At 71.6% G+C, this 21,155-nt stretch carries 20 protein-coding genes, 1 pseudogene and 1 riboswitch; of the genes and pseudogenes, 12 read left to right on the forward strand and 9 right to left on the reverse strand.

Going from position 1 to position 21,155, the window contains the following annotated elements:
* The first annotated feature begins 90 nt into the window (after positions 1–90).
* A complete protein-coding gene (locus tag AB0I54_RS27975; RefSeq protein WP_363298908.1) occupies positions 91–702 on the forward strand; it encodes a response regulator transcription factor in 612 nt (203 codons plus the stop codon).
* Positions 703–748: 46 nt separating this feature from the next.
* On the opposite strand, the gene AB0I54_RS27980 is transcribed toward AB0I54_RS27975, so the two are convergent.
* Both AB0I54_RS27980 and AB0I54_RS27985 read right to left on the reverse strand, forming a co-directional pair.
* Positions 749–2,194, reverse strand: coding sequence for an MFS transporter (locus AB0I54_RS27980; RefSeq protein WP_363298909.1), 1,446 nt, complete (start codon positions 2,192–2,194; stop codon positions 749–751).
* A 118-nt stretch (positions 2,195–2,312) separates the two neighbouring features.
* On the reverse strand, positions 2,313–3,500 hold the full coding sequence (locus AB0I54_RS27985) for a lipid-transfer protein (RefSeq protein ID WP_363298974.1): 1,188 nt from the start codon (positions 3,498–3,500) through the stop codon (positions 2,313–2,315).
* Positions 3,501–3,660: 160 nt separating this feature from the next.
* Here AB0I54_RS27985 and AB0I54_RS27990 point away from each other — a divergent pair, with 160 nt between their 5' ends.
* From AB0I54_RS27990 to AB0I54_RS28010, 5 genes are all read left to right on the forward strand, one after another.
* On the forward strand, positions 3,661–5,403 hold the full coding sequence (locus tag AB0I54_RS27990; protein WP_363298910.1) for an MFS transporter: 1,743 nt from the start codon (positions 3,661–3,663) through the stop codon (positions 5,401–5,403).
* Positions 5,404–5,565: 162 nt separating this feature from the next.
* Complete coding sequence (locus AB0I54_RS27995; RefSeq protein WP_363298911.1) at positions 5,566–6,219, forward strand: class I SAM-dependent methyltransferase; 654 nt, start codon at positions 5,566–5,568, stop codon at positions 6,217–6,219.
* Positions 6,220–6,295: 76 nt separating this feature from the next.
* Entirely contained in the window at positions 6,296–7,261 is a 966-nt protein-coding gene (locus AB0I54_RS28000; protein ID WP_363298912.1) for an N-acetylmuramoyl-L-alanine amidase, read from the forward strand.
* A 159-nt stretch (positions 7,262–7,420) separates the two neighbouring features.
* Positions 7,421–8,248, forward strand: coding sequence for a hypothetical protein (locus tag AB0I54_RS28005; protein WP_363298913.1), 828 nt, complete (start codon positions 7,421–7,423; stop codon positions 8,246–8,248).
* A gap of 103 nt (positions 8,249–8,351) precedes the next feature.
* Positions 8,352–9,362: an LLM class F420-dependent oxidoreductase gene (locus AB0I54_RS28010; RefSeq protein WP_363298914.1), complete on the forward strand. Its 1,011-nt coding sequence runs from the start codon at positions 8,352–8,354 to the stop codon at positions 9,360–9,362.
* Here AB0I54_RS28010 and AB0I54_RS28015 read toward each other — a convergent pair.
* Positions 9,359–9,925: a hypothetical protein gene (locus tag AB0I54_RS28015; protein WP_363298915.1), complete on the reverse strand. Its 567-nt coding sequence runs from the start codon at positions 9,923–9,925 to the stop codon at positions 9,359–9,361. The two genes, AB0I54_RS28010 and AB0I54_RS28015, sit on opposite strands and share 4 nt — an antisense overlap.
* Positions 9,926–10,067: 142 nt before the next feature.
* Between AB0I54_RS28015 and AB0I54_RS28020 the strand changes: the two genes are divergently transcribed.
* Positions 10,068–10,361 (forward strand): hypothetical protein, encoded by a 294-nt coding sequence (locus AB0I54_RS28020; RefSeq protein ID WP_363298975.1) that lies wholly within the window; start codon positions 10,068–10,070, stop codon positions 10,359–10,361.
* Positions 10,362–10,648: 287 nt separating this feature from the next.
* Here the strand turns inward: AB0I54_RS28020 and AB0I54_RS28025 are convergent, their stop codons facing one another.
* Genes AB0I54_RS28025 through AB0I54_RS28035 form a run of 3 tightly spaced genes read right to left on the reverse strand, consistent with a single transcriptional unit; the run spans position 10,649 to position 13,904 of the window.
* On the reverse strand, positions 10,649–11,719 hold the full coding sequence (locus AB0I54_RS28025; protein WP_363298916.1) for a prenyltransferase/squalene oxidase repeat-containing protein: 1,071 nt from the start codon (positions 11,717–11,719) through the stop codon (positions 10,649–10,651).
* Positions 11,716–12,486, reverse strand: coding sequence for a class I SAM-dependent methyltransferase (locus AB0I54_RS28030; RefSeq protein ID WP_363298917.1), 771 nt, complete (start codon positions 12,484–12,486; stop codon positions 11,716–11,718). The genes AB0I54_RS28025 and AB0I54_RS28030 overlap by 4 nt, the downstream gene beginning before the upstream one ends.
* Positions 12,480–13,904, reverse strand: coding sequence for a glycosyltransferase family 4 protein (locus tag AB0I54_RS28035; protein WP_363298918.1), 1,425 nt, complete (start codon positions 13,902–13,904; stop codon positions 12,480–12,482). The genes AB0I54_RS28030 and AB0I54_RS28035 overlap by 7 nt, the downstream gene beginning before the upstream one ends.
* A gap of 219 nt (positions 13,905–14,123) precedes the next feature.
* Between AB0I54_RS28035 and AB0I54_RS28040 the strand changes: the two genes are divergently transcribed.
* Positions 14,124–14,768 carry a TetR family transcriptional regulator gene (locus tag AB0I54_RS28040; RefSeq protein WP_363298919.1) on the forward strand — a complete coding sequence of 215 codons (645 nt, stop codon included), beginning with the start codon at positions 14,124–14,126 and terminating at the stop codon, positions 14,766–14,768.
* Positions 14,769–15,046: 278 nt separating this feature from the next.
* On the opposite strand, the gene AB0I54_RS28045 is transcribed toward AB0I54_RS28040, so the two are convergent.
* Positions 15,047–15,280: a ferredoxin gene (locus tag AB0I54_RS28045; protein WP_363298920.1), complete on the reverse strand. Its 234-nt coding sequence runs from the start codon at positions 15,278–15,280 to the stop codon at positions 15,047–15,049.
* Between the two features lie 3 nt (positions 15,281–15,283).
* Positions 15,284–16,741, reverse strand: coding sequence for an aldehyde dehydrogenase (locus tag AB0I54_RS28050; protein ID WP_363298921.1), 1,458 nt, complete (start codon positions 16,739–16,741; stop codon positions 15,284–15,286).
* 172 nt (positions 16,742–16,913) lie between these two features.
* Between AB0I54_RS28050 and AB0I54_RS28055 the strand changes: the two genes are divergently transcribed.
* On the forward strand, positions 16,914–17,939 hold the full coding sequence (locus AB0I54_RS28055) for an MBL fold metallo-hydrolase (protein WP_363298922.1): 1,026 nt from the start codon (positions 16,914–16,916) through the stop codon (positions 17,937–17,939).
* Between the two features lie 21 nt (positions 17,940–17,960).
* A pseudogene (locus AB0I54_RS28060) lies at positions 17,961–18,289 on the forward strand (hypothetical protein).
* On the opposite strand, the gene AB0I54_RS28065 reads toward AB0I54_RS28060, so the two are convergent.
* Complete coding sequence (locus AB0I54_RS28065; protein WP_363298923.1) at positions 18,286–18,951, reverse strand: phosphotransferase; 666 nt, start codon at positions 18,949–18,951, stop codon at positions 18,286–18,288. The pseudogene AB0I54_RS28060 and the gene AB0I54_RS28065 sit on opposite strands and share 4 nt — an antisense overlap.
* Before the next feature lie 111 nt (positions 18,952–19,062).
* Positions 19,063–19,130, forward strand: a riboswitch (cobalamin riboswitch).
* Between the two features lie 135 nt (positions 19,131–19,265).
* Between AB0I54_RS28065 and AB0I54_RS28070 the strand changes: the two genes are divergently transcribed.
* Together AB0I54_RS28070 and AB0I54_RS28075 are read left to right on the forward strand one after the other, a co-directional pair.
* Positions 19,266–20,501 carry a prenyltransferase/squalene oxidase repeat-containing protein gene (locus tag AB0I54_RS28070; RefSeq protein ID WP_363298924.1) on the forward strand — a complete coding sequence of 412 codons (1,236 nt, stop codon included), beginning with the start codon at positions 19,266–19,268 and terminating at the stop codon, positions 20,499–20,501.
* Entirely contained in the window at positions 20,498–21,139 is a 642-nt protein-coding gene (locus AB0I54_RS28075; RefSeq protein ID WP_363298925.1) for an SCO2322 family protein, read from the forward strand. Before AB0I54_RS28070 ends, AB0I54_RS28075 begins: the two co-directional genes overlap by 4 nt.
* The last annotated feature ends 16 nt before the right edge of the window (positions 21,140–21,155 follow it).

Raw genomic sequence — 21,155 nt, forward strand, 5'->3', positions numbered from 1 at the left:
GATTGTTTGCGCGTCATCCGAAGGCGTCAACCCCCGCGGACCCGAACAATGACGAGTCTTTAATTGGCCGCGCTTGGCTACGCTTGGGTCGTGAAGAACATCCGGGTCCTGCTCGCCGAGGACCAAGGCATGATGCGCGGCGCCCTGGCCCTCCTGCTCGGCATGGAGGACGACATCGAGGTGGTCGCCCAGGTCGCGACCGGCGACGCGATCGTGGACGCCGCGCTGCTGCACCGGCCCGACGTGGCCCTGCTGGACATCGAACTGCCCGGCATGAGCGGGCTGGACGCGGCGGAGCAGCTGCGCGAGCAGGCTCCCGACTGCCGGGTCCTGATCCTGACCACCTTCGGCCGACCCGGCTATCTGCGCCGGGCCATGGAGGCCGGGGCCGCCGGTTTCCTGGTCAAGGACGGGCCGGTGGAGGAACTGGCCGAGGCGATCCGGCGCGTGCTCACAGGGGAGACCGTGGTCGACCCGGCGCTGGCCGCGGCCGCGCTCAGTGCCGGGCCGAGTCCGCTCACCGCCCGCGAGTGCGATGTGCTGAAGGCGTCGGTGGACGGTGCGACGGTCGCCGACATCGCCGGCAGGCTGCATCTGTCCGAGTCGACGGTCCGCAACTACCTGTCCTCCGCCATCGGCAAGACGGGCACCCGCAACCGGGCGGAGGCGGTACGGGAGGCCCGGCAGCAGGGGTGGCTGTGACCTCCCGGTGGCCTACTTCGTCACCTCCACCGACTTCTCCCTCGCCTCAATTCGCAGGAGTCACGGAGGGTGCCGGGATCCTGCGCGGCAGCCACACCAGCATCAGCACCGCCCCGCCCAGCAGCACCGCCGTGCCCGTGCGGAAGGCCAGCGCGTATCCGTCCGTGAGCGCTTCGGCACCGCCGCCGCTCCCCGTCCGGGCCGCCGCGATCGTCGACATCACCGCGAGGCCCAGTGAACCGCCCATCGTGCGCGAGGTGTTGACCAGCCCGGACACCACACCGGCGTCCCCCGGCGCCGCGCCCGACGTGGCCAGCGAGGCGAGCGGGGTCGCGGCCAGGCCCGCGCCCAGCATCATCAGGATGCCCGGGAACATGATCGCCGTCAGATAGCCGCCGTGCGCGCTCATCGTCGACTGCCACCCGAACCCGGCGGCCGCCACCAGCGTGCCGATGCCCGCCAGGCCGCGGGCCCCGGCCACCGGCAGCAGGCGCGGCGCCAGCTTCGAGCCCACGATCACGGCCAGGGAGCTGGGCACCAGCGCGAGTCCGGCGCCCAGCGGCGAGTAGCCGAGCACGTTCTGCGCGTACAGCGTCATGAAGTACCACATGCAGAACATCGCCGAACCGCACACGAACATGGCCGCGTTGGCCGACGCCACCGAGCGCAGCCGCAGCAGCCCGAGCGGCATCAGCGGGGCCGCCGTGCGCGCCTCCACGAGGAGGAACAGCCCGATCAGCGCGAGCCCGGCGGTCAGCGGCACCAGGGTGGCCGCGGCCGTCCACCCCTTGGCCTCCGTCTGCACGATCCCGTAGGCCAGCGTCGCGAGCCCGCCCGTCACCAGCAGCGCGCCCGGCAGATCCAGCCGCCGCCGGTCCCCCGCCCGGCTCTCCACCAGCCACACCAGGGAGCCGGCCAGCACCACGGCACCCACCGGCACGTTGATGAGCAGCACCCACCGCCACGACAGCACGTCCACCAGCACCCCGCCGACCAGCCCGCCCGCGGCGCCACCGCCCGCGCCCACCGCGGTCCAGGTGGCGATGGCCCGCGCCCGTGCCGCGCCCTCCGGCACCGCCGCCGTCAGCAGGGTCAGCGTCGAGGGCGCCAGCACCGCCGCCCCGAGCCCCTGCACGGCCCGCGCCAGCAGCAGTTGCCAGCCCTCCTGGGCCGCCCCGCCGCCCAGCGAGGCCAGCGTGAACAGCCCGAGCCCGATCAGGAACATCCGCTTGCGCCCGTACAGGTCCCCGGCCCGGCCGCCCAGCAGCATGAACCCGGCGAAGGCGATCGCGTACGCGTTCACCACCCACTGCAACCCGGACGGGCTCAGGCCGAGGTCGGTGCGCATCGACGGCAGCGCCACGTTGACGACGGACACGTCCAGCACGACCAGGAACTGTCCGGCGCAGGCGAGCGCCACCACCAGCCAGGTGGGGGGTGTGGTGCGAGGGCGTATGAAAGAGGTGTCGGCGGCTTCGAGCATGGGTGTCATGCTCTCAACCCGGTTACGGTCCTTGCATCGGGATTTCGTCCCACCCATGCCTCGGTCGAACGGCCTACACCGCCCGTACCGACGTCACGGCCTACACCGCCCGTACCGACGTCACGACCTACACCGCCCGCACCAACGTCACGACCGCCGCCCCGCCCAGCCCGATGTTGTGCGCCAGACCCACCCGGGCCCCCGCCACCTGCCGCTCCCCCGCCTCGCCCCGCAGCTGCCAGACCAGCTCGGCGACCTGCGCGAGGCCCGTGGCGCCCAGTGGATGGCCCTTGGAGATGAGCCCACCCGACGGGTTCACCACCCACCGCCCGCCGTACGTGGTCGCACCCGACTCGACGAGCTGCCCCGACTCGCCGGGCTCACACATGCCGAGCGCCTCGTACGTCAGCAGTTCGTTGACGGAGAAGCAGTCGTGGAGCTCGACGACGTCCACGTCCTCGATGCCGAGGCCGGAGCGGTCGTACACCTGGCGTGCCGCCTCCCGGGACATGGGCAGGCCGACGACGTCGATGCAGGAGCCCGACGCGAAGGACTCCTCGGTGTCGGTCGTCATCGCCTGCGCGACGATCTCGACGAGGCCCGTGAGCCCGCGCCGCTCGGCGAACCGTTCCGACACCACCACGGCCGCCGCGGCGCCGTCCGAGGTCGGTGAGCACTGGAGCTTGGTGAGCGGGCGGTGGACGGTGCGCGCGGCGAGGATGTCGTCCACCTCGTACACGTCCCGGAACTGGGCGTACGGGTTGTGCGCGGAGTGCCGGTGGTTCTTGGCGGCCACGGCGGCCAGCTGCGCCTCGGTCGTGCCGTACCGCTCCATGTGCTCGCGGGCCGCGTCGCCGAAGATCTGCGCGGTGGGCGGGGTCATCTCGAATCCGTGCCGGGCGGCCATGACGCCGTAGTGACGGGCGACGGGAGACGTGGAGAAGTCCCCTCCGTCCGCGCCTCCGCCCAGCGCGCCCTTCTTCATCTTCTCGAAGCCCAGGGCGAGGACGCAGTCGGCGGCCCCGCCCTCGACGAGCTGCCGGGCCAGCATCAGGGCGGTCGAGCCGGTCGCGCAGTTGTTGTTGACGTTGTAGACGGGGACTCCGGTCAGGCCGAGTTCATAGGCGGCGCGCTGGCCGGCGGTCGAGGGCTGGAAGCAGTAGCCGACTGGAACCTGTTCCACATCCGTGTACGAGATCCCGGCGTCCGCGAGCGCCGCGCCTCCCGCCTCCCCGACCATGTCCCAGTACTGCCATTCACGTGTCTCGGGCTTCTCGAACCTGGTCATTCCGACACCGGCGACATAGGCCTTCATGGCGCGCAAGACTAGAACGTGTTTCACCCTGCCACCAGACCTGACGAGGGATCAGATCCCCACGAGAAGGTCAAGAATTCATTAGCAGCCCGAAGCAACGGAATAGTTGCCCGTGCATACGAGGTTTACCCGGCACTTATCGCACGGGAGGCCTCACTCAATGACGCACACGACGACCGACCAGCCCACCCGCAGGGCCAGCGGGGCCCTGGTCCCGGTGCTCGCCTTCGCGGGCATCGCGGTCGCGGTGATGCAGACCCTGCTCGTCCCGGTCATCAAGGACCTGCCGCAACTGCTGGGCACCGCGCCGAGCAACGCCACCTGGGTACTGACCTCGACGCTGCTGTCCGGCGCCGTCGCCACCCCGATCATGGGCCGCCTCGGCGACCTGTACGGCAAGCGGCGCATGCTCGTGCTCAGCCTCGCCGTGATGGTGGTCGGCGCACTGATCAGCGCGCTCACCAACGAGCTGCTCACGATGATCGTGGGCCGTACGCTCCAGGGCTTCGCGATGGGCGCGATCCCGCTCGGCATCGGCCTGATGCGCGACATGCTGCCGCGCGAGCGGCTCGGCTCGGCGATGGCCCTGATGAGCTCCTCGATCGGCGTCGGCGGCGGCCTCGCGCTGCCCGCCGCGGCCCTGGTCGCGCAGCACGCCGACTGGCACGCCCTGTTCTACGGCGCCGCCGGACTCGGCGTGCTCTCCATCGTCCTCACCCTGCTCGTCGTGCCCGAGTCCCCGATGCGCGCCGAGGGCTCCTTCGACCTGCTGGGCGCGCTGGGCCTGTCCACAGGGCTGGTCCTGCTGCTCCTGCCGATCACCAAGGGCAGCGACTGGGGCTGGTCCTCCGGCACCACGCTCGGCCTGTTCGCCGCGTCCGTGTTCGTCCTGGTCCTGTGGGGCGTCCTAGAACTGCGCACCAAGGCCCCGCTGGTCGACCTGCGCACCACCGCGCGCCGCGAGGTGCTGCTCACCAACCTCGCCTCGATCATGGTCGGCGTCAGCTTCTACGTCGTCTCGCTCGTCCTGCCCCAGCTGCTCCAGCTGCCCACCGCCACCGGCTACGGCCTCGGCCAGTCGATGGTCGTCGCGGGTCTGCTCGTCGCGCCGCTCGGACTGACGATGATGTTCACGGCGCCCGTCTACGCACGGCTGTCCGCGAAGTACGGTCCCAAGACCACGCTGATCCTCGGCATGCTGATCATCGCCATCGGCTACGGCGCCGGCCTCGGCCTGATGAGCGCCGCCTGGCAGAGCCTGGTCATCGCGGTGATCCTCGGCGCGGGCATAGGCCTCGCCTACTCCTCCCTCCCCGCGCTGATCGTCGGCGCGGTCCCGGCCTCGGAGACGGGCGCAGCCAACGGCCTCAACACGCTGATGCGGTCCATCGGTACGTCCGTCTCCAGCGCCGTCATCGGCATGGTGCTGGCCAACACGGCGAACACCGTGGGCGGCGTGGAGATCCCGACGATGCACGGCTTCCGTGTCTCCTTCCTGATCGCGACGGCCGCGGTGGCGGTCGGTCTGCTGCTGGCCGTGTTCCTGCCGAAGCCGAGCCGCCCCGCCCAGCACACGCAGCTGCGCGCGAGCAGCGAGGAGGACGCTGCGCTGGAGCGGGCCGAGGAGGTGCTGCGCGGCTTCCGCGGGCGCGTTCTGGACGCCGAGGGCACCCCGGTCGCCCGCGCGAAGGTCACCCTGATCGACCGCCGCGGCCGTCAGGCGGGCGCCACGCTCTCCGGCGAGGACGGCAGCTACGCCCTCACGGTTCCGGCCGAAGGTGCGTATGTGCTGGCCGCACGGGCCTTTGGTCACGGCCCGCTTGCCTCGTCCGCGACCCACTCCGGTGAGGAGCGGGCTGTCGATCTGGATCTTTCGTTGCCGGGGGAGATCGTCAGCGCATAGAGCGCGTAGAGCGCGGGGAGGTTCGGTCGTCCGGCGGCCCATCCGCCATCGTGGCTTGTCGCGCGGTTCCCCGCGCCCCTTCTGCCGTACCCCCTGTCACCTGGGTGGCCGGAGGTGCGGCAGCATGGGCGCCCGGACAGCCGTATGACCGAAAGGCCCCCCATGCCAGTCGCCGCACCCAAGCCCGAGATCCTGGCCGCGTTCGAGGCGGCGAAGGGGTTCATGCCCGTGGACGAGGGGCTCGCGCTGTACGCGGCCGCCGTAGCGGCGGGCGGACTGGGGCTGCCGCTGCTGGAGGTCGGGACGTACTGCGGACGCTCGACGATCCTGTTCGCGGACGCGGCCCGGCAGGCCGGGGTCACCGCGCTGACCGTCGACCACCACCGGGGCAGCGAGGAGCAGCAGCCGGGCTGGGAGTACCACGACCCGGAGACGGTCGACCCCGAGATCGGTCTGATGGACACGCTGCCCACGTTCCGCCGGACACTGCACCGGGCGGGCCTGGAGGACCACGTGGTCGCCCTGGTCGGCCGCTCGCCGCAGATCGCCGCGTTCTGGAACTCGCCGCTCGGCCTGGTCTTCATCGACGGCGGCCACACCGACGAGCACGCGACCGCCGACTACGAGGGCTGGGCCCCCCATGTGGCCGAGGGCGGCCTCCTCGTCATCCACGACGTGTTCCCGCACCCGGAGGACGAGTTCACCGGCCAGGCCCCGTACCGCGTGTATCTGCGGGCCCTTGAGTCGGGCGCGTTCACGGAGGTGTCGGCGTCGGGCTCACTGCGTGTGCTGCGGCGGACCGGCCCCGGCGTGTGACGCTCTGCATCCTTCGGGGAGTAGGGCCGCGGCACGTCACCGCGCGGTTCGCCGGACGGCCGCTAGGGTGGCAGACGTGTCCTACGTAGGCCCGGACTTCGATCCGCCCCAGCCGCGCCGCCCCCGGCGAGCGCCCCTGACCGTAGCGCTCGCCGCGCTGGTGCCCGGTGCCCTGCTCGGCTGGCTCGTGTACGAGGCGGTGGGCGACCCGGGTGACTCGGGCGGCTCGGACAACGCGGGCGGCGCCTCCGCCTCCGCGTCCCCCACGCCCTCGGCCCGGTCGTCCTCGGCCTCCCCCAGCGACGACGCCAAGAAGCCCAGCCCGACGCGCGCGGGCTCGAAGCCCGCCGCCCCGGCCGGCTCCGGGCCCCTCAAGGGCAAGGTCATCGTCATCGACCCGGGGCACAACCCCGGCAACTTCCGGCACGCGACCGAGATCAACCGCAAGGTGGACATCGGGACGAACTGGAAGGAGTGCGACACCACCGGGACGTCCACCAACGCGGGCTACACCGAGGCACAGTTCACCCTGGACGTCTCCCACCGGCTGCGCGCGATCCTGGAGGAGCAGGGCGCGACGGTGAAGTTCACCCACGACGGGGACCAGCCGGCCTGGGGGCCGTGCGTGGACGAGCGGGCCCAGATCGGCAACAACGCGCATGCGGACGCGGCCATTTCCATCCACGCCGACGGCTCCGCCGAGGGCAACCGGGGCTTCCACGTCATCCTGCCGGCGTCCGTGCACGCGGGTGCGGCGGACACCCGTCCGATCGTCGCCTCCTCGCGCGACCTCGGCGAGCGGATCGCGGGCAAGTTCGTGCGCGTAACGGGCAGTGCCCCCTCCAACTACGTCGGCGACGGTACCGGTCTCGTCACACGTCAGGACCTGGGCGGTCTCAATCTGTCAACGGTTCCCAAGGTGTTCATCGAGTGCGGGAACATGCGCGATAGCAAGGACGCGGCACTGCTGACCAGCGGTGCGTGGCGGCAGAAGGCGGCGCAAGGGATCTCTGAGGGAATCGTGAGTTTCCTGCGCGGGTAAGGAGTCAGCGGGCAGATCCCTGCGGACACCCCGACCGGACTGACGATAGTGTCATCAGTACGATCAGGGGCCACCCCCGCGCTTCACACCGGGACCTGACGGCGACAGAGTGACAGCGACGCCTCTACCGACGACGAGACGACCTACGAAGGACCTGAAGTGAATATCCGCTCCCTCACTCGAGGCGACGGCGTGGTGATCGGAGCAGCGGTGTTGCTGTTCATCGCGTCGTTCCTCGACAACTACTCGTACAACGGGGCACCGTCCGGCCTCGACCTCCCGAGCCTCTGGGCGAGCGGACCGGTCCTGCTCAGCGTCGTGCTGGCGGGAATCATCGGCGCGGCGCTGGTGGTCGTCGCCCGGGCCATGCCGGAGCCCCGGAAGGTCGTCGGCCTGGACCTCGGCCAGTTCGGCGTCGCCTTCACCGTCTTCGCCGCGTGGAGCGCACTCGGCAACGTCATCGACCCGGCGGGCGGCGGGAACAACTTCGGCGGCTCGTCCTCCGACGGTCCGAGCGCGGGCACCGGTCTCATTCTCGCCCTGATCGCGACCCTGGTCATGGCCGGCGCCGCCGTCGCCACCCCCCTCGTCCCCGCCCTCCAGGCCGCCCTGATGCCGGCGCCCAAGCCGCAGGCCCCGCAGCCCTACGGCGCCCAGCCGCAGGGTGGTTACGGCTACCCCGGCGCCCAGGCCCCCCAGCCGCAGGCGCCGTACGGTGGTCAGCCGCAGCAGGGGCAGCCGTTCGGGCAGCAGCCGCCGGCTCCGGCCCCGCAGCAGCCGTCCAGCGGGGGCTTCTCGCCGTTCTGGTTCGCCGTGCCGGCGGCTCGGCCGCTGTTCGCGGAGGACGGCTCGCCGGCCCCGATCGCCGAACTGGCGCCGGGCACCTGGTACCTGGCCGTCGAGCAGCGCGGCGCCCAGCTGGTCGCCCAGACCCAGGACGGCCGCCGCGGCGTCCTGCAGGACACCTCGGGGATCCAGCGCGGCTGAGCGCGCACCGCACACCGTCGCACACGGCCCCTCGCCCTTCCGGGCGGGGGGCCGTTGTCGTACAGTCGCCCTCCGACAGCTGACGGATCGTCAGGAGGCAGGTATGCGGCTCGGTCTCGCACTCGGCTACTGGGGCCGGGGCCCCTCCGTGGACCATCTGTCGCTGGCGCAGGAGGCGGAGCGGCTCGGTTACGACTCCGTGTGGACGGCCGAGTCCTGGGGCTCGGACGCGTTCACCCCGCTCACCTGGATCGCGGCGCAAACCTCAAGGATCGGGCTGGGTACGGCGGTTGCCCAGATGGCCGCCCGCTCGCCGACCACCACCGCCATGCACGCGCTGACCCTGGACCATCTGTCCGGCGGGCGCATGATGCTCGGGCTCGGGCTGTCCGGGCCGCAGGTCGTGGAGGGGTGGTACGGGCGGCCGTTCCCGGCCTCGCCGCTGACCGCGACCCGGGAGTACGTCGACGTCGTACGGCAGGTGCTGCGCCGCGAGGCGCCGGTGGAGCTGGCCGGGCGCTTCCACTCGCACCCGTACCGGGGCCCGGACGCCACCGGCCTCGGCAAACCCCTGAAGCCGATCACCCACCCCCTGCGCCCCGATCTGCCGGTCCTGCTCGGCGCCGAGGGACCCAAGAACGTCGCCCAGACGACCCGGATCGCGGACGGCTGGCTGCCGCTGTACTGGTCGCCGAACCGTCCCGAGGTGTACGGGCCCGCCGTGACCGGCCTTCCGGAGGGCTTCTTGGTGGCGCCCATGGCGCGCGTGAAGGTCTGCGACGACATCGGCGAGGGCCTGCTGCCCGTCAAGGCCATGCTCGGCTTCTACATCGGCGGGATGGGACACGCCTCCCGCAACTTCCACGCCGACCTGATGGCGCGCATGGGGTACGAGGAGGAGGCCCGGCGCATCCAGGAGCTGTTCCTGGCGGGCCGGCGCGAGGAGGCGGTGCTGGCCGTCCCGGACGCCTTCGCCGACGAGATCTCACTGGTCGGGCCGCGTGAACGCATCGCCGAGCGGCTGGAGTCGTGGCGCAAGGGCCCGGTGACGGACCTGCTGGCCCTGTCCCCGGACCCTCACACGTTGCGGGTGCTGGCGGAGCTCAACTCCTAGGAGCCGCCGCGCAGCTGGGAGGCCGACGGGACCTGGTTCTTCACCTCGGCGCCCGCGCTCTTACCTGCGTCCTTCACCTTGTTGATGATGTCGTCGAAGGAGTCGGCCACCACGTCGGGGGAGTCGCCCTTGCGCAACTTGGACGGCAGGGTCTTGAGGGACTCGATACCGGCGGTGAGCGGTGCGAGGGCCTTCGACAGCTGTGGATCGCCCTCGGCGTTCCGCACGGCGGCCTTGAGGCGGTTGTAGGCGAAGGCACCGGCGAGCCCGGCCTTGACCAGGGTGAACTTGCGTCCCTTCGCGCCCTTCTTGAACTTGCCCTCCTTCCAGGGCTTCACGATCCACTGGTACGTCGCCCCCGCGGCGAGTCCCGCGTTCGCCACGAAGCGTGCCTTGGCGAACTTCTGCCGCTCCGCGGAGGTGGTGGGGCTGGGGGTGTCGGCGGCGACCACGGCCGCGTCGTTCCGGGTGAAGGTTTCGCCCTTTCCGCAGGCGGTGGCGCCGGCGACCAGTGCGCAGCACAGCGTGAGCGCCACGCAGAGGCGCCGTATCGGTACAGCCACGGTGTCCTCCGGGGGTGTTCTCCCCGAGTGGATGTCTCTCCCGGCAGGCTCGCTCAGGGCGGCCGGTTGCGCCACTTGGGGGAATCCCGTACAGGATTCACCTTTCCTGTTTCACCTGGGAATGAGCGGCAACCCGAAGGGCATGTCCCCTCAATACCGCAACGGCGCCAACCAGGCGGGAACGGTCATCGCGATCGTCGCCGACGTCATGGCCTTCATTCTCGGTCTGTGGATCCTGATGTATCTGCTGGACGCAAATCGGGCCAACAGTCTCGTCCAGTTCGTTCATGACTCGGCCGGATGGCTGGCGGGCTGGTCGCACGACCTGTTCACGTTCGACGAGGCGTGGGCACGTGTGGTCGCCGGTTACGGCCTCGCCGCGGTGGTGTACCTCTTCGTGGGCCATGCGATCGCCGCCCGGATCCACCGCCACTGAACGCTCCGCTTCAAGCCGCAGCCGCCCCCGGGCTCGGCCCGCACCGCCGGTTGGCGAGTGCGGGCCGTTCGGGGGCCGGTCGCGCCGTTCCCCGCGCCCCTGAAGACGCCCACCAGCTCGGGCCCGACCGACCATCGGCGCGTGCCGGCCGGTCGAAGGCCGATCGCGCCGTTCCCCACGCCCCTGAAGACGCCCACCAGCTCGGGCCCGACCGGCCATCGGCGCGTGCCGGCCGTCGAGGGTCGGTCGCGCAGTTCCCCGCGCCCCTTTGGGGCGCGGCAGCTGGGCTATGTGCAGCAGTCCGGGTCCAGGCCGGTCGGTAGGTGGTCTCCGCCGAATACTGTGCACGTGGCCTCGTGGCCGCCCAGGGCCGCTACTGCCAGGAGGAGGGAGCCTGCCGTCCAAGTGGTGAGTTCCTGGGGCCAGATGGCCTTGTCGTCGAAGACGTAGCCCGTCCAGTAGAGGCCGCTGTCGGGGTCGCGGAGGTGCTGGATGGACTGGAGGATCTCCAGGGCGCGGTCGGACTCGCCCATGGCCCACAGGGCCAGGGCGAGTTCGGAGGACTCGCCGCCGGTGACCCAGGGGTTGGGGATCACGCAGCGCACGCCGAGGCCGGGCACCACGAAGCGGTCCCAGCCCTCCTCCATGCGGGACTTGGCCTCCTCGCCGGTCAGCGCGCCGCCCAGGACCGGGTAGTACCAGTCCATCGAGTAGCGGTCCTTGTCCAGGAACCGCTCCGGGTGGCGGCGGATCGCGTGCCGGAGCGCACCCAGCGCCAACTCCCAGTCCGGCTGCGGCTCTTCACGCTGCTCGGCGATGGCGAGCGCACAGCGCAGGGCGTGGTGGATGGAGGAGCTGCCGGTCAGCAGCGCATCCGCCGTGGCCGTGCCGTCGTCCTCGCGCCGCCAGCCGATCTGGCCGCCGGGCTGTTGCAGGCGCAGGACCCATTCCATCGCCGCGTAGACCGAGGGCCACATGCGGTCGAGGAACACGTCGTCGCCGGTGGAGAGGTAGTGGTGCCAGACGCCTACGGCTATGTACGCCACGAAGTTCGACTCGCGGGCGCGGTCCGTGACGTCGTCGTGGGCCCCGTCCGCGTACGCCGCGAACCAGGAGCCGTCCTCGTTCTGGTGCGTGGCCAGCCAGGTGTAGGCCCGTTCCGCGGCCTCGTGCTCGCCCGCCGCGTCCAGCGCCATGGCCGCCTCGGTGTGGTCCCACGGGTCCAGATGGTGCCCGCGGAACCACGGGATCGCACCGTCCTCGCGCTGCACGGCGAGGATGCCGCGCACGGTCTCGGCAGCCTGCTCGGCGGTGAGGACCCCGGGCAGGACCAGGTGTTCTGTCCGGGGGGTCGTCACTTGGCGGCCGCCTCGGAAGCCTCGGCGGTCTCGGAAGTCTCCGGAAGCGCCGGCAGGTGCGGCTTCGTCGCGTAGAGCACGAAGCTCTTGCCGATCAGCGGGTTCAGCGCCTGCTCGGCGACCCGGGTGGCCAGCGGCTTCTTCATGATGTCCCAGACCAGCAGCTTGTGGTACGCCCGCACCGGCAGCGCCTTGTCGTTGTCGACGCCGAACGCGCACTTCAGCCACCAGTAGGGGGAGTGCAGGGCGTGGGCGTGATGGGTGCCGTACGGGCGCAGGCCGGCCTCGCGGACCTTCGCCAGGAGTTCGTCCGCCTTGTAGATGCGGATGTGGCCGCCCTCGACCTCGTGGTAGGCGTCGGACAGCGCCCAGCAGACCTTCTCGGGGCCGTGGCGCGGCACGGTGATGGCGATGCGGCCGCCCGGCCTGAGCACGCGGACCATCTCGGCCAGGACGCCCTTGTCGTCGGGGATGTGCTCCATCACCTCGGAGATGATGACGACGTCGAAGGACTCGTCCGGGAAGGGCAGCGCGAGGGCGTCGCCCTCCATGGCGGTGGCGGTCGCGCCGGCCGGGGCCTCGCCTGCCTCCTTCATCGCCGCGAACCACTTGGCGACCTCGCGGATCTCCTCGGCGTTCTGGTCGAGGGCCACGACCTGGGCGCCGCGCCGGTAGCACTCGAAGGCGTGCCGGCCGGCCCCGCAGCCGAGGTCCAGGACGCGGTCGCCCGGGGCGAGCGGGAACCGGGAGAAGTCGACGGTCAGCACGAGGCCCTGCTTTCGCGGTCGGCGGTGAGTGGTTCTTCGATGACGGCTGCTGCGGCGGCCTGCGGGCGCACCGGCGTGCTGGTGGGGCTCGTGCGGCTCGTTGGGCTCTCCGACCGGGCGATGGCCTCGCGGTACCGGGTCACCGTGCCTTCGGCGGCCCGGGCCCAGGTGAACCTCTCCAGCACGCGCTCACGGCCCGCCGCGCCGAGCCGTGCCCGCAGCGCCGGGTCACCCAGCAGTCTGCTCAGTGCGGCGGCCAGGGCCCCCGCGTCGCCCGGCGGCACCGCGAGGCAGGTCTCCCCGTCGCGGCCGGCGACCTCGGGGATCGCGCCGCCGGTGGTGGCGACCAGCGGGGTGCCGGTGGCCATGGCCTCTGCGGCCGGCAGCGAGAAGCCCTCGTACAGGGACGGCACGCAGGCCACCTCGGCCGAGCGGACCAGGTCGACCAGTTCGGCGTCCGAGATGCCCTTCACGAAGTCGACGGAGCCCTCCAGTCCGTACCGCTCGATGGCCTGGGCGACCGGCCCGTCCTCGGCGCGCTTGCCGACGACGACGAGATGTGCGCCGGGATGCTCGGTGCGTACCTTCGCGAGCGCCTCGATCAGGAAGATCAGGCCCTTGAGCGGCACATCGGCGCTGGAGGTGGTCACGATCCGGCCGGACACCTGGGGCACCGCCGGATTCGGCGAGAAGAGGTCGGTGTCGGCGCCGATGTGGACCACGTGGATGCGGTCCTCGCGCACTCCGAGGTGGTCGACGATCTCCTGGCGGGAGGTGCCGGAGACGGTGAGGACCGACGGCAGCCGGCGGGCGACGCGCTTCTGCATGCGGGTGAAGGCGTACCAGCGGCGCACGGAGTAGCGGCGCTGCCATCCCTCGGCGGCGTCCAGCTCCAACTGCCGGTCGACGGTGATGGGATGGTGGATGGTGGTGACCAGGGGCGCGCCGATGTCGCCCAACAGGCCGTAGCCGAGGGTCTGGTTGTCGTGCACGACGTCGAACCGGCCGCGCAGGGCGCGCAGATGGCGGCGGGCGCGCAGGGAGAACGTCAGCGGCTCGGGGAAGCCGCCGGTCCACATGGTCGCGACCTCAAGCGCGTCGACCCAGTCGCGGTACTCGTCGCGTGCCGGGGTGCGGAAGGGGTCGGGCTGGCGGTAGAGGTCGAGGCTGGGCAGCTCGGTCAGGCTCAGCCGGCCGTCGTGGGCCTCGTCCTCGTCGAGCACGGGGTACGGCTGGGAGCCGATGACCTCGACCCGGTGGCCGAGACGGGCCAGCTCGCGCGACAGGTGTCGTACATAGACGCCCTGCCCCCCGCAGAACGGGTTCCCTTTATAGGTGAGAAGCGCGATGTCGAGCGGTCGCTCGCCGTCGGCGGCGAGGTCCTGTCGGGGACCCGCCTCCCTGGCCTCAGCGGTCACTCTGGGCCCCCTTCTCCCTGCGTTTTCCGCGAGACTACGTCGGGACGCTAATCTAGAACAAGTTTCAGACTTGATCGTTCAGGAGGCTCTGAATCTACCGGCAGGTAGCGGCACTGTGAGCAGTGGATCAGGTGATTCGCGCCACGGCGGGACCCCTGCCATGCTGTCTGATCAACAGCCCTCACCGATGCCCTCACCGACTGTCACGGAGCGGGACCCATGCCTGCGCAAGCCAAGGTGGAAGCCAGTACCGTTCGCCCGGCCACGCCGCCCCTCACCGAGCGGCAGGAGGCCCGTCGGCGGCGGATCCTTCATGCGAGCGCGCAGCTGGCCAGCCGGGGCGGCTTCGACGCGGTGCAGATGCGGGAGGTCGCGGAGTCCTCACAGGTCGCACTGGGCACGCTCTACCGCTACTTCCCGTCCAAAGTGCATCTACTGGTCGCCACCATGCAGGACCAGCTGGAGCACATGCACGGCACCCTGAGGAAGAAGCCCCCGGGGGGCGAGACGGCGGCGGAGCGGGTGGCGGAGACGCTGATGCGGGCCTTCCGCGCCCTCCAGCGCGAGCCGCACCTGGCCGACGCCATGGTCCGGGCGCTGACCTTCGCGGACCGCAGCGTGTCCCCCGAGGTCGACCAGGTCTCCCGGCAGACGACGGCGATCATCCTGGACGCGATGGGCCTGGAGAACCCCACCCCCGAGCAGCTGTCCGCGGTCCGCGTCATCGAGCACACCTGGCACTCGGCCCTGATCACCTGGCTGTCGGGCCGCGCCTCCATCGCCCAGGTGAAGATCGACATCGAAACGGTGTGCCGCCTGATCGACCTGACGGGTCCGGCAGGCGGGGAGTCGACCCGCGGCTGAGGCCGCGGCCGTCCACGCTCACAGCCCAGCGGGCACGAAAAGGACCTACGAGACGGGTTCCCTTCGCCGGCATTGCCCGGATCAGGTAATGGGGGTCGCTCTCAGGTCCGACTACTACCTTCGAGCCTCTCAGCCCGACCGTCGACGTCGGCACCAGCGGATGCTTTACGCGTCACGCCAGAGTCGGCTACTCCGGTCGAACTCCCTCACTCGCCCCGTAGGCCAAATACCAGTATAGAACGGATACCGTCTGATAGAACCGCCCAAATAGGAATTTTTCAGTCCTCCGGCGGGAACACCGGCTCCCCGCTCCCGAGCATCGTGATCACGATGGCCTCCACCGGACAGCCCTCCGCCGCCGCCAGCACCCGCTCGTTCGCGTCGGCGTCCGGCTCCACCGGCCGGGACTGTCGGCCGGTGTCGAGGCGGAAACCGTCGGGCGCGTGGTGGACGCACTGGGCGGAGCCGATGCAGACGGAGCGGTCGACCTCGACGTGCCAGCGGTCTCCCATGCCCTAGCCCTCCCAGCCGGCCGGGAGGTGGATCATCTTGTGCTCAAGGAACTCGCCGTACCCCTCGGGCCCGAACTCCCGCCCCAGACCGGAGTTCTTGTAGCCGCCGAAGGGGCCGAGCATGTCGAGGCTGAAGGTGTTCACCGAGTACGTGCCCGTACGGACCTGCCGTGCGACATCGATGCCGTGCGCGACGTCGGCCGTCCACACGCTGCCGGACAGCCCGTAGTCGGAGTCGTTGGCGATCTTCACCGCCTCCGGCTCGTCTCCGTACGGCAGGAGGCAGATCACCGGGCCGAAGATCTCCTCGCGGGCGATCCGCATGGAGTTGTCGACGTCGCCGAAGAGCGTCGGCTCCACGTACCAGCCGCGTTCCAGCCCCGGCGGGCGCCCGCCGCCGGTGAGGATCTTGGCGCCCTCCTCCTGGCCGATGCGGATGTAGTCGAGGTTGCGCTGCTGCTGGCGGCGGGCGACAAGCGGGCCGACCTGGGTCGCCGGGTCCAGCGGGTCGCCGACCTTGAGCGCGCTCGCGGCGGCGGCGAGGGCGTCCGCGAACTCGTCGTAGCGGGAGCGCGGCAGGAGGATGCGGGTCTGGGCGACACAGGCCTGGCCGTTGTTCATCCAGGCGGCCGAGACGATCCCGGGCACCGACGTCTCGATGTCCGCGTCGGGCAGGACCACCGCCGCCGACTTGCCGCCGAGCTCCAGCGTCACGCGCGTGAGATTGCGGGAGGCCACCTCCATCACACGCTTGCCGGCCGCGACCGAGCCGGTGAAGGACACCTTGTCGATCCCGGGGTGCCCGACGAGGTGTTCGCTGACCTCGCGGTCGGCGGGGAGGATCGACAGCACGCCCTCCGGCAGCCCGGCCTCCTCGGCGATCTCACCGAGGAGGTAGGCGTCCAGCGGTGACTCGGGCGACGGCTTGAGCACCACCGTGCAGCCGGTGAGCAGGGCGGGCGCGAGCTTGGCGGCGGCGACGAACTGCGGGACGTTCCACGGGACCACGGCCGCGACCACGCCGACCGGCTCGCGCCGCACCAGGATCCTGCCGAGGACGCCGTCACGCGTCTCCTCGTACGTGAAGTTGCGCGCGACCGTGATCGCCGCGTCCCACACCATCATCGCGCCGAGCGCCTGAGCGAGGACGCTCCAGGAGTACGGCGAGCCATTCTCGGAGGAGATCACCCTGGCGATCTCCTCGTGCCGGACGGCGATCGCGTCCTTGATCCGGGTGACGACCTCGATCCGCTCGTCCAGGCTCATGCGCGGCCAGGGGCCCTGGTCGAAGGCGGTGCGCGCGGCGGCGACCGCCCGGTCCACGTCCTCGCGCGAGGCGTGCGGCACGCGGCCGATGACCTTCTCCGTGTGCGGGGAGATCACCTCGATGACGTCCTTGCCCAGGGGGTCGGTCAACTCCCCGCCGATGAACAGCTGTCCGTGTTCCACGAGCTCGGTCATGGCCGACTGCCTCCCCGGGGGCTGTGCGCGTCTGACGATCCATCAGATAGGGAACTGATACCAGCTACGCCCGGGGGAGTCCACGGATGCGACGAGGGACGGTTGGTAGACTCGGGCTCCCATGAAAACCTGTTCTAGTTATAGTGGCTGAAACGCGGTGATTGGGGAGCCCATGGCGCAGGTGCACGACCACGGTGGAGGCGTCCGTTCCCTCCAGGTCCCGATCCCGGACAACCCCCTCGGCCACACCCTCGTGTACGTCGTCGACACCGACCGCGGCCCGGTCCTCATCGACACCGGCTGGGACGACCCGGCCTCCTGGGACGCCCTCGCCGAGGGCCTGACGGCCTGCGGTACGTCCGTCGCCGAGCTGCACGGCGTGGTGATCACCCACCACCACCCCGACCACCACGGTCTGTCGGGCAAGGTGCGGGAGGCCTCGGGCGCCTGGATCGCCATGCACGCGGCCGACACGGCGATCGTGCGCCGGACCCGCGAGACCCGCCCGGAGCGCTGGTTCACGTACATGGCGGCCAAACTCGTGGCCGCCGGCGCCCCGGAGGAACACGTGGCCCCGCTGCGCAACGCCCGGCGCCGCACCCTCCCCGGCCTCTCCCCCGCGCTGCCCGACCGGGAGATCGTCCCCGGTGAACTCCTCCCCCTGCCCGGCCGCCGGCTGCGCGCGATCTGGACGCCGGGCCACACCCCGGGCCATGTCTGCCTGCACCTGGAGGAAGAACACCCGTCCCGGCTCCCCGGCCACGGACGTCTCTTCTCGGGCGACCATCTGCTCCCGGGGATCACCCCGCACATCGGCCTGTACGAGGACCCGGACGACACGACCGTCACCGACCCCCTCGGCGACTACCTCGACTCCTTGGAACGGGTCGGCCGTCTGACCCCCGCCGAGGTGCTCCCCGCCCACCAGCACGCGTTCACGGACGCGCCCGCCCGCGTGCGGGACCTGCTGGCGCATCACGAGGAGCGACTGGCCGGGCTCCTGGCCCTGCTCGTCGTGCCCCTCACGCCCTGGCAGCTGGCCGAGCGGATGGAGTGGAACCGCCCCTGGGACCAGATTCCCTACGGCTCACGCACCATCGCGGTCTCGGAGGCCGAGGCCCATGTCCGCCGCCTGGTGAAGCAGGGCCGCGCGGAGGCGGTGACGGGGAGCGAGCCGGTGACGTACGTGGCGGTGTGACGCGCCTGCGAGCGTCTCGTCCTGGACTTCGTCCGCCGCCTCGACCTCGGTGAACCCGGTTCCGTCGCCGAGCTGTTCACCGAGGAGGGCACCTGGGAGTGGCCGGACGGGCCGGACGGGCCGGACGGCGGACGGCTGGTCAAGGGCCGGGAAGCACTGCGCGAGTACTTCGGCTCCCCCCGGCCGACCGCGTCGACGGGTACGAGGGCGGCATGGTGCCGTCCGGCCCGCCCGTACAGGTCGGCGACTACGAGGACATCTTCCGTCGCGTCCACGACCGGTGGCTGCTGGAGGCCCGGGTGCTGCACCTGCCGTTCGGCGGGCCCACCGCGCGCACGGCCCGCCGCTAGGACACCAGCGCTCTTATCAAGTCCTCGGCAGCACCCAGGAGTTCGACCTCGCGGCGGCTCATCGTCGGGTTGGCCGCGCGGCGGGCGCGGGCCTCGGTGAGGCCGGGCTGCGTGAGGGCGGAGGGGTCGGCGAGCAGGGCCGTGAGCAGCGCGCGGGCCGGGTCGGCGATCGGCTCGGCGCCTACGGCGACCTGGGCCAGGATCAGCGCGGACATGCCCCAGTCGAGGCCCGGCCGGCCGTCCTCCGCGTTGGTCCAGTCGATGACACGGGGGCCGTCCGGGGTGAGGATCACGTTGTCCGGGTGGAGGTCCAGGTGCAGGACACGGGCGTCGGGGTCGGCGGAGTCCCGGGCGGGCACGGCGTGCAGCCGGCGCAGCAGCCCGGCAAGCATCGCGCCCCCTTCCTCCGGCCCGATCGAGCCCGCCAGCAGGGCTTCCAGCATCGTCGGCCCGGACAGCCGCTCCAGCACCAGGTCGGTGCGCGAGCCGGAGGGCCGCACCCGGGGCACGGGATACCCGTGGTCCCGTACGTACGTCATCACCTCACCCTCGGCGGCCGCGTCCCCCCAGCCCTCCCGGTCGCGACGCAGCACCCACGCCTCGTCGATCTCGTACACGTCGGCCGAGCGGCCGGAGCCCAGCAGTCTCCCCGTGGTCGTCATGGCGTGACCTTAGCCACAGGGCCCGGAGGCAATGCCCCCTGCCCACGACCACCCCTGAGCCCTCCGATTACGTGCCGGTAGAGTGACCGCGTCGTCATCACACCCGTACGGGGGAAAGCCGGTGCAATTCCGGCGCTGACCCGCAACCGTGAACCGCCGCAAGGGCGGTGAGCCGGACCGCCTCGCACGGGACGTTGACCGGCTCACGTGCGCCGGGGTCCGCCCGCGCACGGCACCGTCGAGGTATACGGAGCCGAGCCGCCCGGGGTGTCCCGTGCTGCCCGACTCCCCGCAGGGAGAGGCACCCGCCGACCATGAACGTACGCCGCAGTGCCGCGGTGCTGGGAGCCGTCGCCGTGATCGGCACGGCCACGCCCGCCACAGCCGCCGACCCGTCTGCATCCGCGTCCCCGTCGACGGCCCTCCCGTCAGGCCTGTACGGCACCGCGGACCCGAAGTACGACGGCGTCTGGCGCCAGTCGCTGGCGATGATCGCCCAGCGGGCGGTGGGCGTGACGCCCTCCGGAAAGGCCGTGGACTGGCTGGCGGAGCAGCAGTGCTCCAACGGCGCCTTCACCGCCTTCCGCGCCGACACCTCGAAGCCCTGCGAGGGAGGCGGCGCGATGTTCGACACCAACGCCACCGCCGCCGCCGCGCAGGCCCTGGTGGCGGTCGGCGATCACTACGGCCAGGCCCGCGAGGCGGTGGAATGGCTGAAGGGCCAGCAGAACAAGGACGGTGGCTGGGGTTACACCCCGGCCGGGCCCAGCGACACGAACTCCACCGGCGTCGTCATCGGCGCGCTCACGGCGGTCGGCGACGACCCCGCCGTGCTGCGCTCGTCCGGGAAGACCCCGTACGACCTGCTGGCCAAGTGGTCCATACCCTGCGACGAGGACGGCGGCGGCGCGCTCGCCTACCAGCCGGACAAGAAGGGCAAGCTGGCGGCCAACGCGGACGCGACGGCGGCCGGTGTGCTGGGCGCGCTCGGGAAGGGGTTCGTGACGACCCGGGGCAAGGCGCCGGAGGAGGGCTACAACTGCGCCGACTCCGACAAGAAGCTGACGCCGAAGGAGGTGGCTCGCAACGGCGCCGCGTACCTGTCGGACGCGACGCACGACAAGGGCCACCTGACGTCCGCGCTCCCCGGCGCCAAGGACCAGCCCGACTACGGCAACACCGCCGACACGGTCGTCGCGCTCGCCGCGCAGGGCTGGACCGAGCAGGCGACGAAGCCGTACGCCTGGCTGGAGAAGAACGCCCTCCCCTGGGCGAAGCAGAGCGGCCCGGCGGCCTACGCCGAGCTGATCCTCGCCGCGCACGCCATGGGCAGGAGCCCGTTCGGCTTCGGCGGTACGGACCTCGTGCAGGCGCTCAACGCGACCGGGCCCGCCCCCCAGCAGGTCAAGAAGCCCACCGGACTCCAGGTCGCGAAGCCCGACAAGTCCGACTCGGGCCACGGCGTCTGGTGGATCGTCGGCACCGGTCTGGTCGCGGGCATCGGCGTCGGCTTCCTGATCAGCGGCCGCAGGAAGCGGCAGCAGCCGTGACCGCCGTCCGCCGTGCCGTGCCGCTGCTGCTGGCCGCGCTCGTCCTGTGGGCGTCCGCGGCCCAGGCCGAGGCCGTCGGCTACCGCTACTGGTCCTTCTGGGAGCGCGACGGCCACCGCTGGACGTACGCCACCCAGGGCCCGTCGACGGCCCGTCCCGTCGACGGGGACGTGCAGGGCTTCCGCTTCGCGGTGAGCGAGGACTCCGCCGACGCCACCCGTCCGCGCGGCACGGCGGACTTCGACACGATCTGCGCCGGCACGCCCGCCGCCAAGGGAAAGAAGCGGGTGGCGCTCGTCATCGACTTCGGTACCCCCACGGACGCCCCGTCCGGCGAGACCCCGCCCGCCCGCCGCACGGCCTGCGCCCGCGTTTCCGGCGACGCGACAACGGCAGAGGCCCTGGCAGCGGTCGCCAAGCCCCTCCGCTACGACACCAACGCCCTGCTGTGCGCGATCTCGGGGTATCCGGTGAAGGGGTGCGGGGAGCAGGTGAGTGCGCAGAAGAAGCCGACAACTGCCACCGGGAAGGCGACGACACCGGACCAGCACGGCCCATCGGTGGGACTGCTGGCCGGGGTGGGTGTGGTCGTACTGCTGGGAGCGGCAGCGGTGTGGCAGGCACGACGTCGTGCTTGACCGCGGCGGCACCCCG

The organism is Streptomyces sp. NPDC050625 (assembly GCF_040654755.1).
Taxonomy (GTDB): domain Bacteria; phylum Actinomycetota; class Actinomycetes; order Streptomycetales; family Streptomycetaceae; genus Streptomyces.

Coding starts and splice junctions, on each gene's coding strand:
- AB0I54_RS27985 (WP_363298974.1), bottom strand. CDS start 3,500: ATGAAGGCCTATGTCGCCGGTGTCGGAATGACCAGGTTCGAGAAGCCC.
- AB0I54_RS28070 (WP_363298924.1), top strand. CDS start 19,266: ATGAACGTACGCCGCAGTGCCGCGGTGCTGGGAGCCGTCGCCGTGATC.
- AB0I54_RS28065 (WP_363298923.1), bottom strand. CDS start 18,951: ATGACGACCACGGGGAGACTGCTGGGCTCCGGCCGCTCGGCCGACGTG.
- AB0I54_RS28055 (WP_363298922.1), top strand. CDS start 16,914: ATGGCGCAGGTGCACGACCACGGTGGAGGCGTCCGTTCCCTCCAGGTC.
- AB0I54_RS27995 (WP_363298911.1), top strand. CDS start 5,566: ATGCCAGTCGCCGCACCCAAGCCCGAGATCCTGGCCGCGTTCGAGGCG.
- AB0I54_RS28040 (WP_363298919.1), top strand. CDS start 14,124: ATGCCTGCGCAAGCCAAGGTGGAAGCCAGTACCGTTCGCCCGGCCACG.
- AB0I54_RS28020 (WP_363298975.1), top strand. CDS start 10,068: ATGTCCCCTCAATACCGCAACGGCGCCAACCAGGCGGGAACGGTCATC.
- AB0I54_RS27990 (WP_363298910.1), top strand. CDS start 3,661: ATGACGCACACGACGACCGACCAGCCCACCCGCAGGGCCAGCGGGGCC.
- AB0I54_RS28010 (WP_363298914.1), top strand. CDS start 8,352: ATGCGGCTCGGTCTCGCACTCGGCTACTGGGGCCGGGGCCCCTCCGTG.
- AB0I54_RS27980 (WP_363298909.1), bottom strand. CDS start 2,194: ATGACACCCATGCTCGAAGCCGCCGACACCTCTTTCATACGCCCTCGC.
- AB0I54_RS28050 (WP_363298921.1), bottom strand. CDS start 16,741: ATGACCGAGCTCGTGGAACACGGACAGCTGTTCATCGGCGGGGAGTTG.
- AB0I54_RS28045 (WP_363298920.1), bottom strand. CDS start 15,280: ATGGGAGACCGCTGGCACGTCGAGGTCGACCGCTCCGTCTGCATCGGC.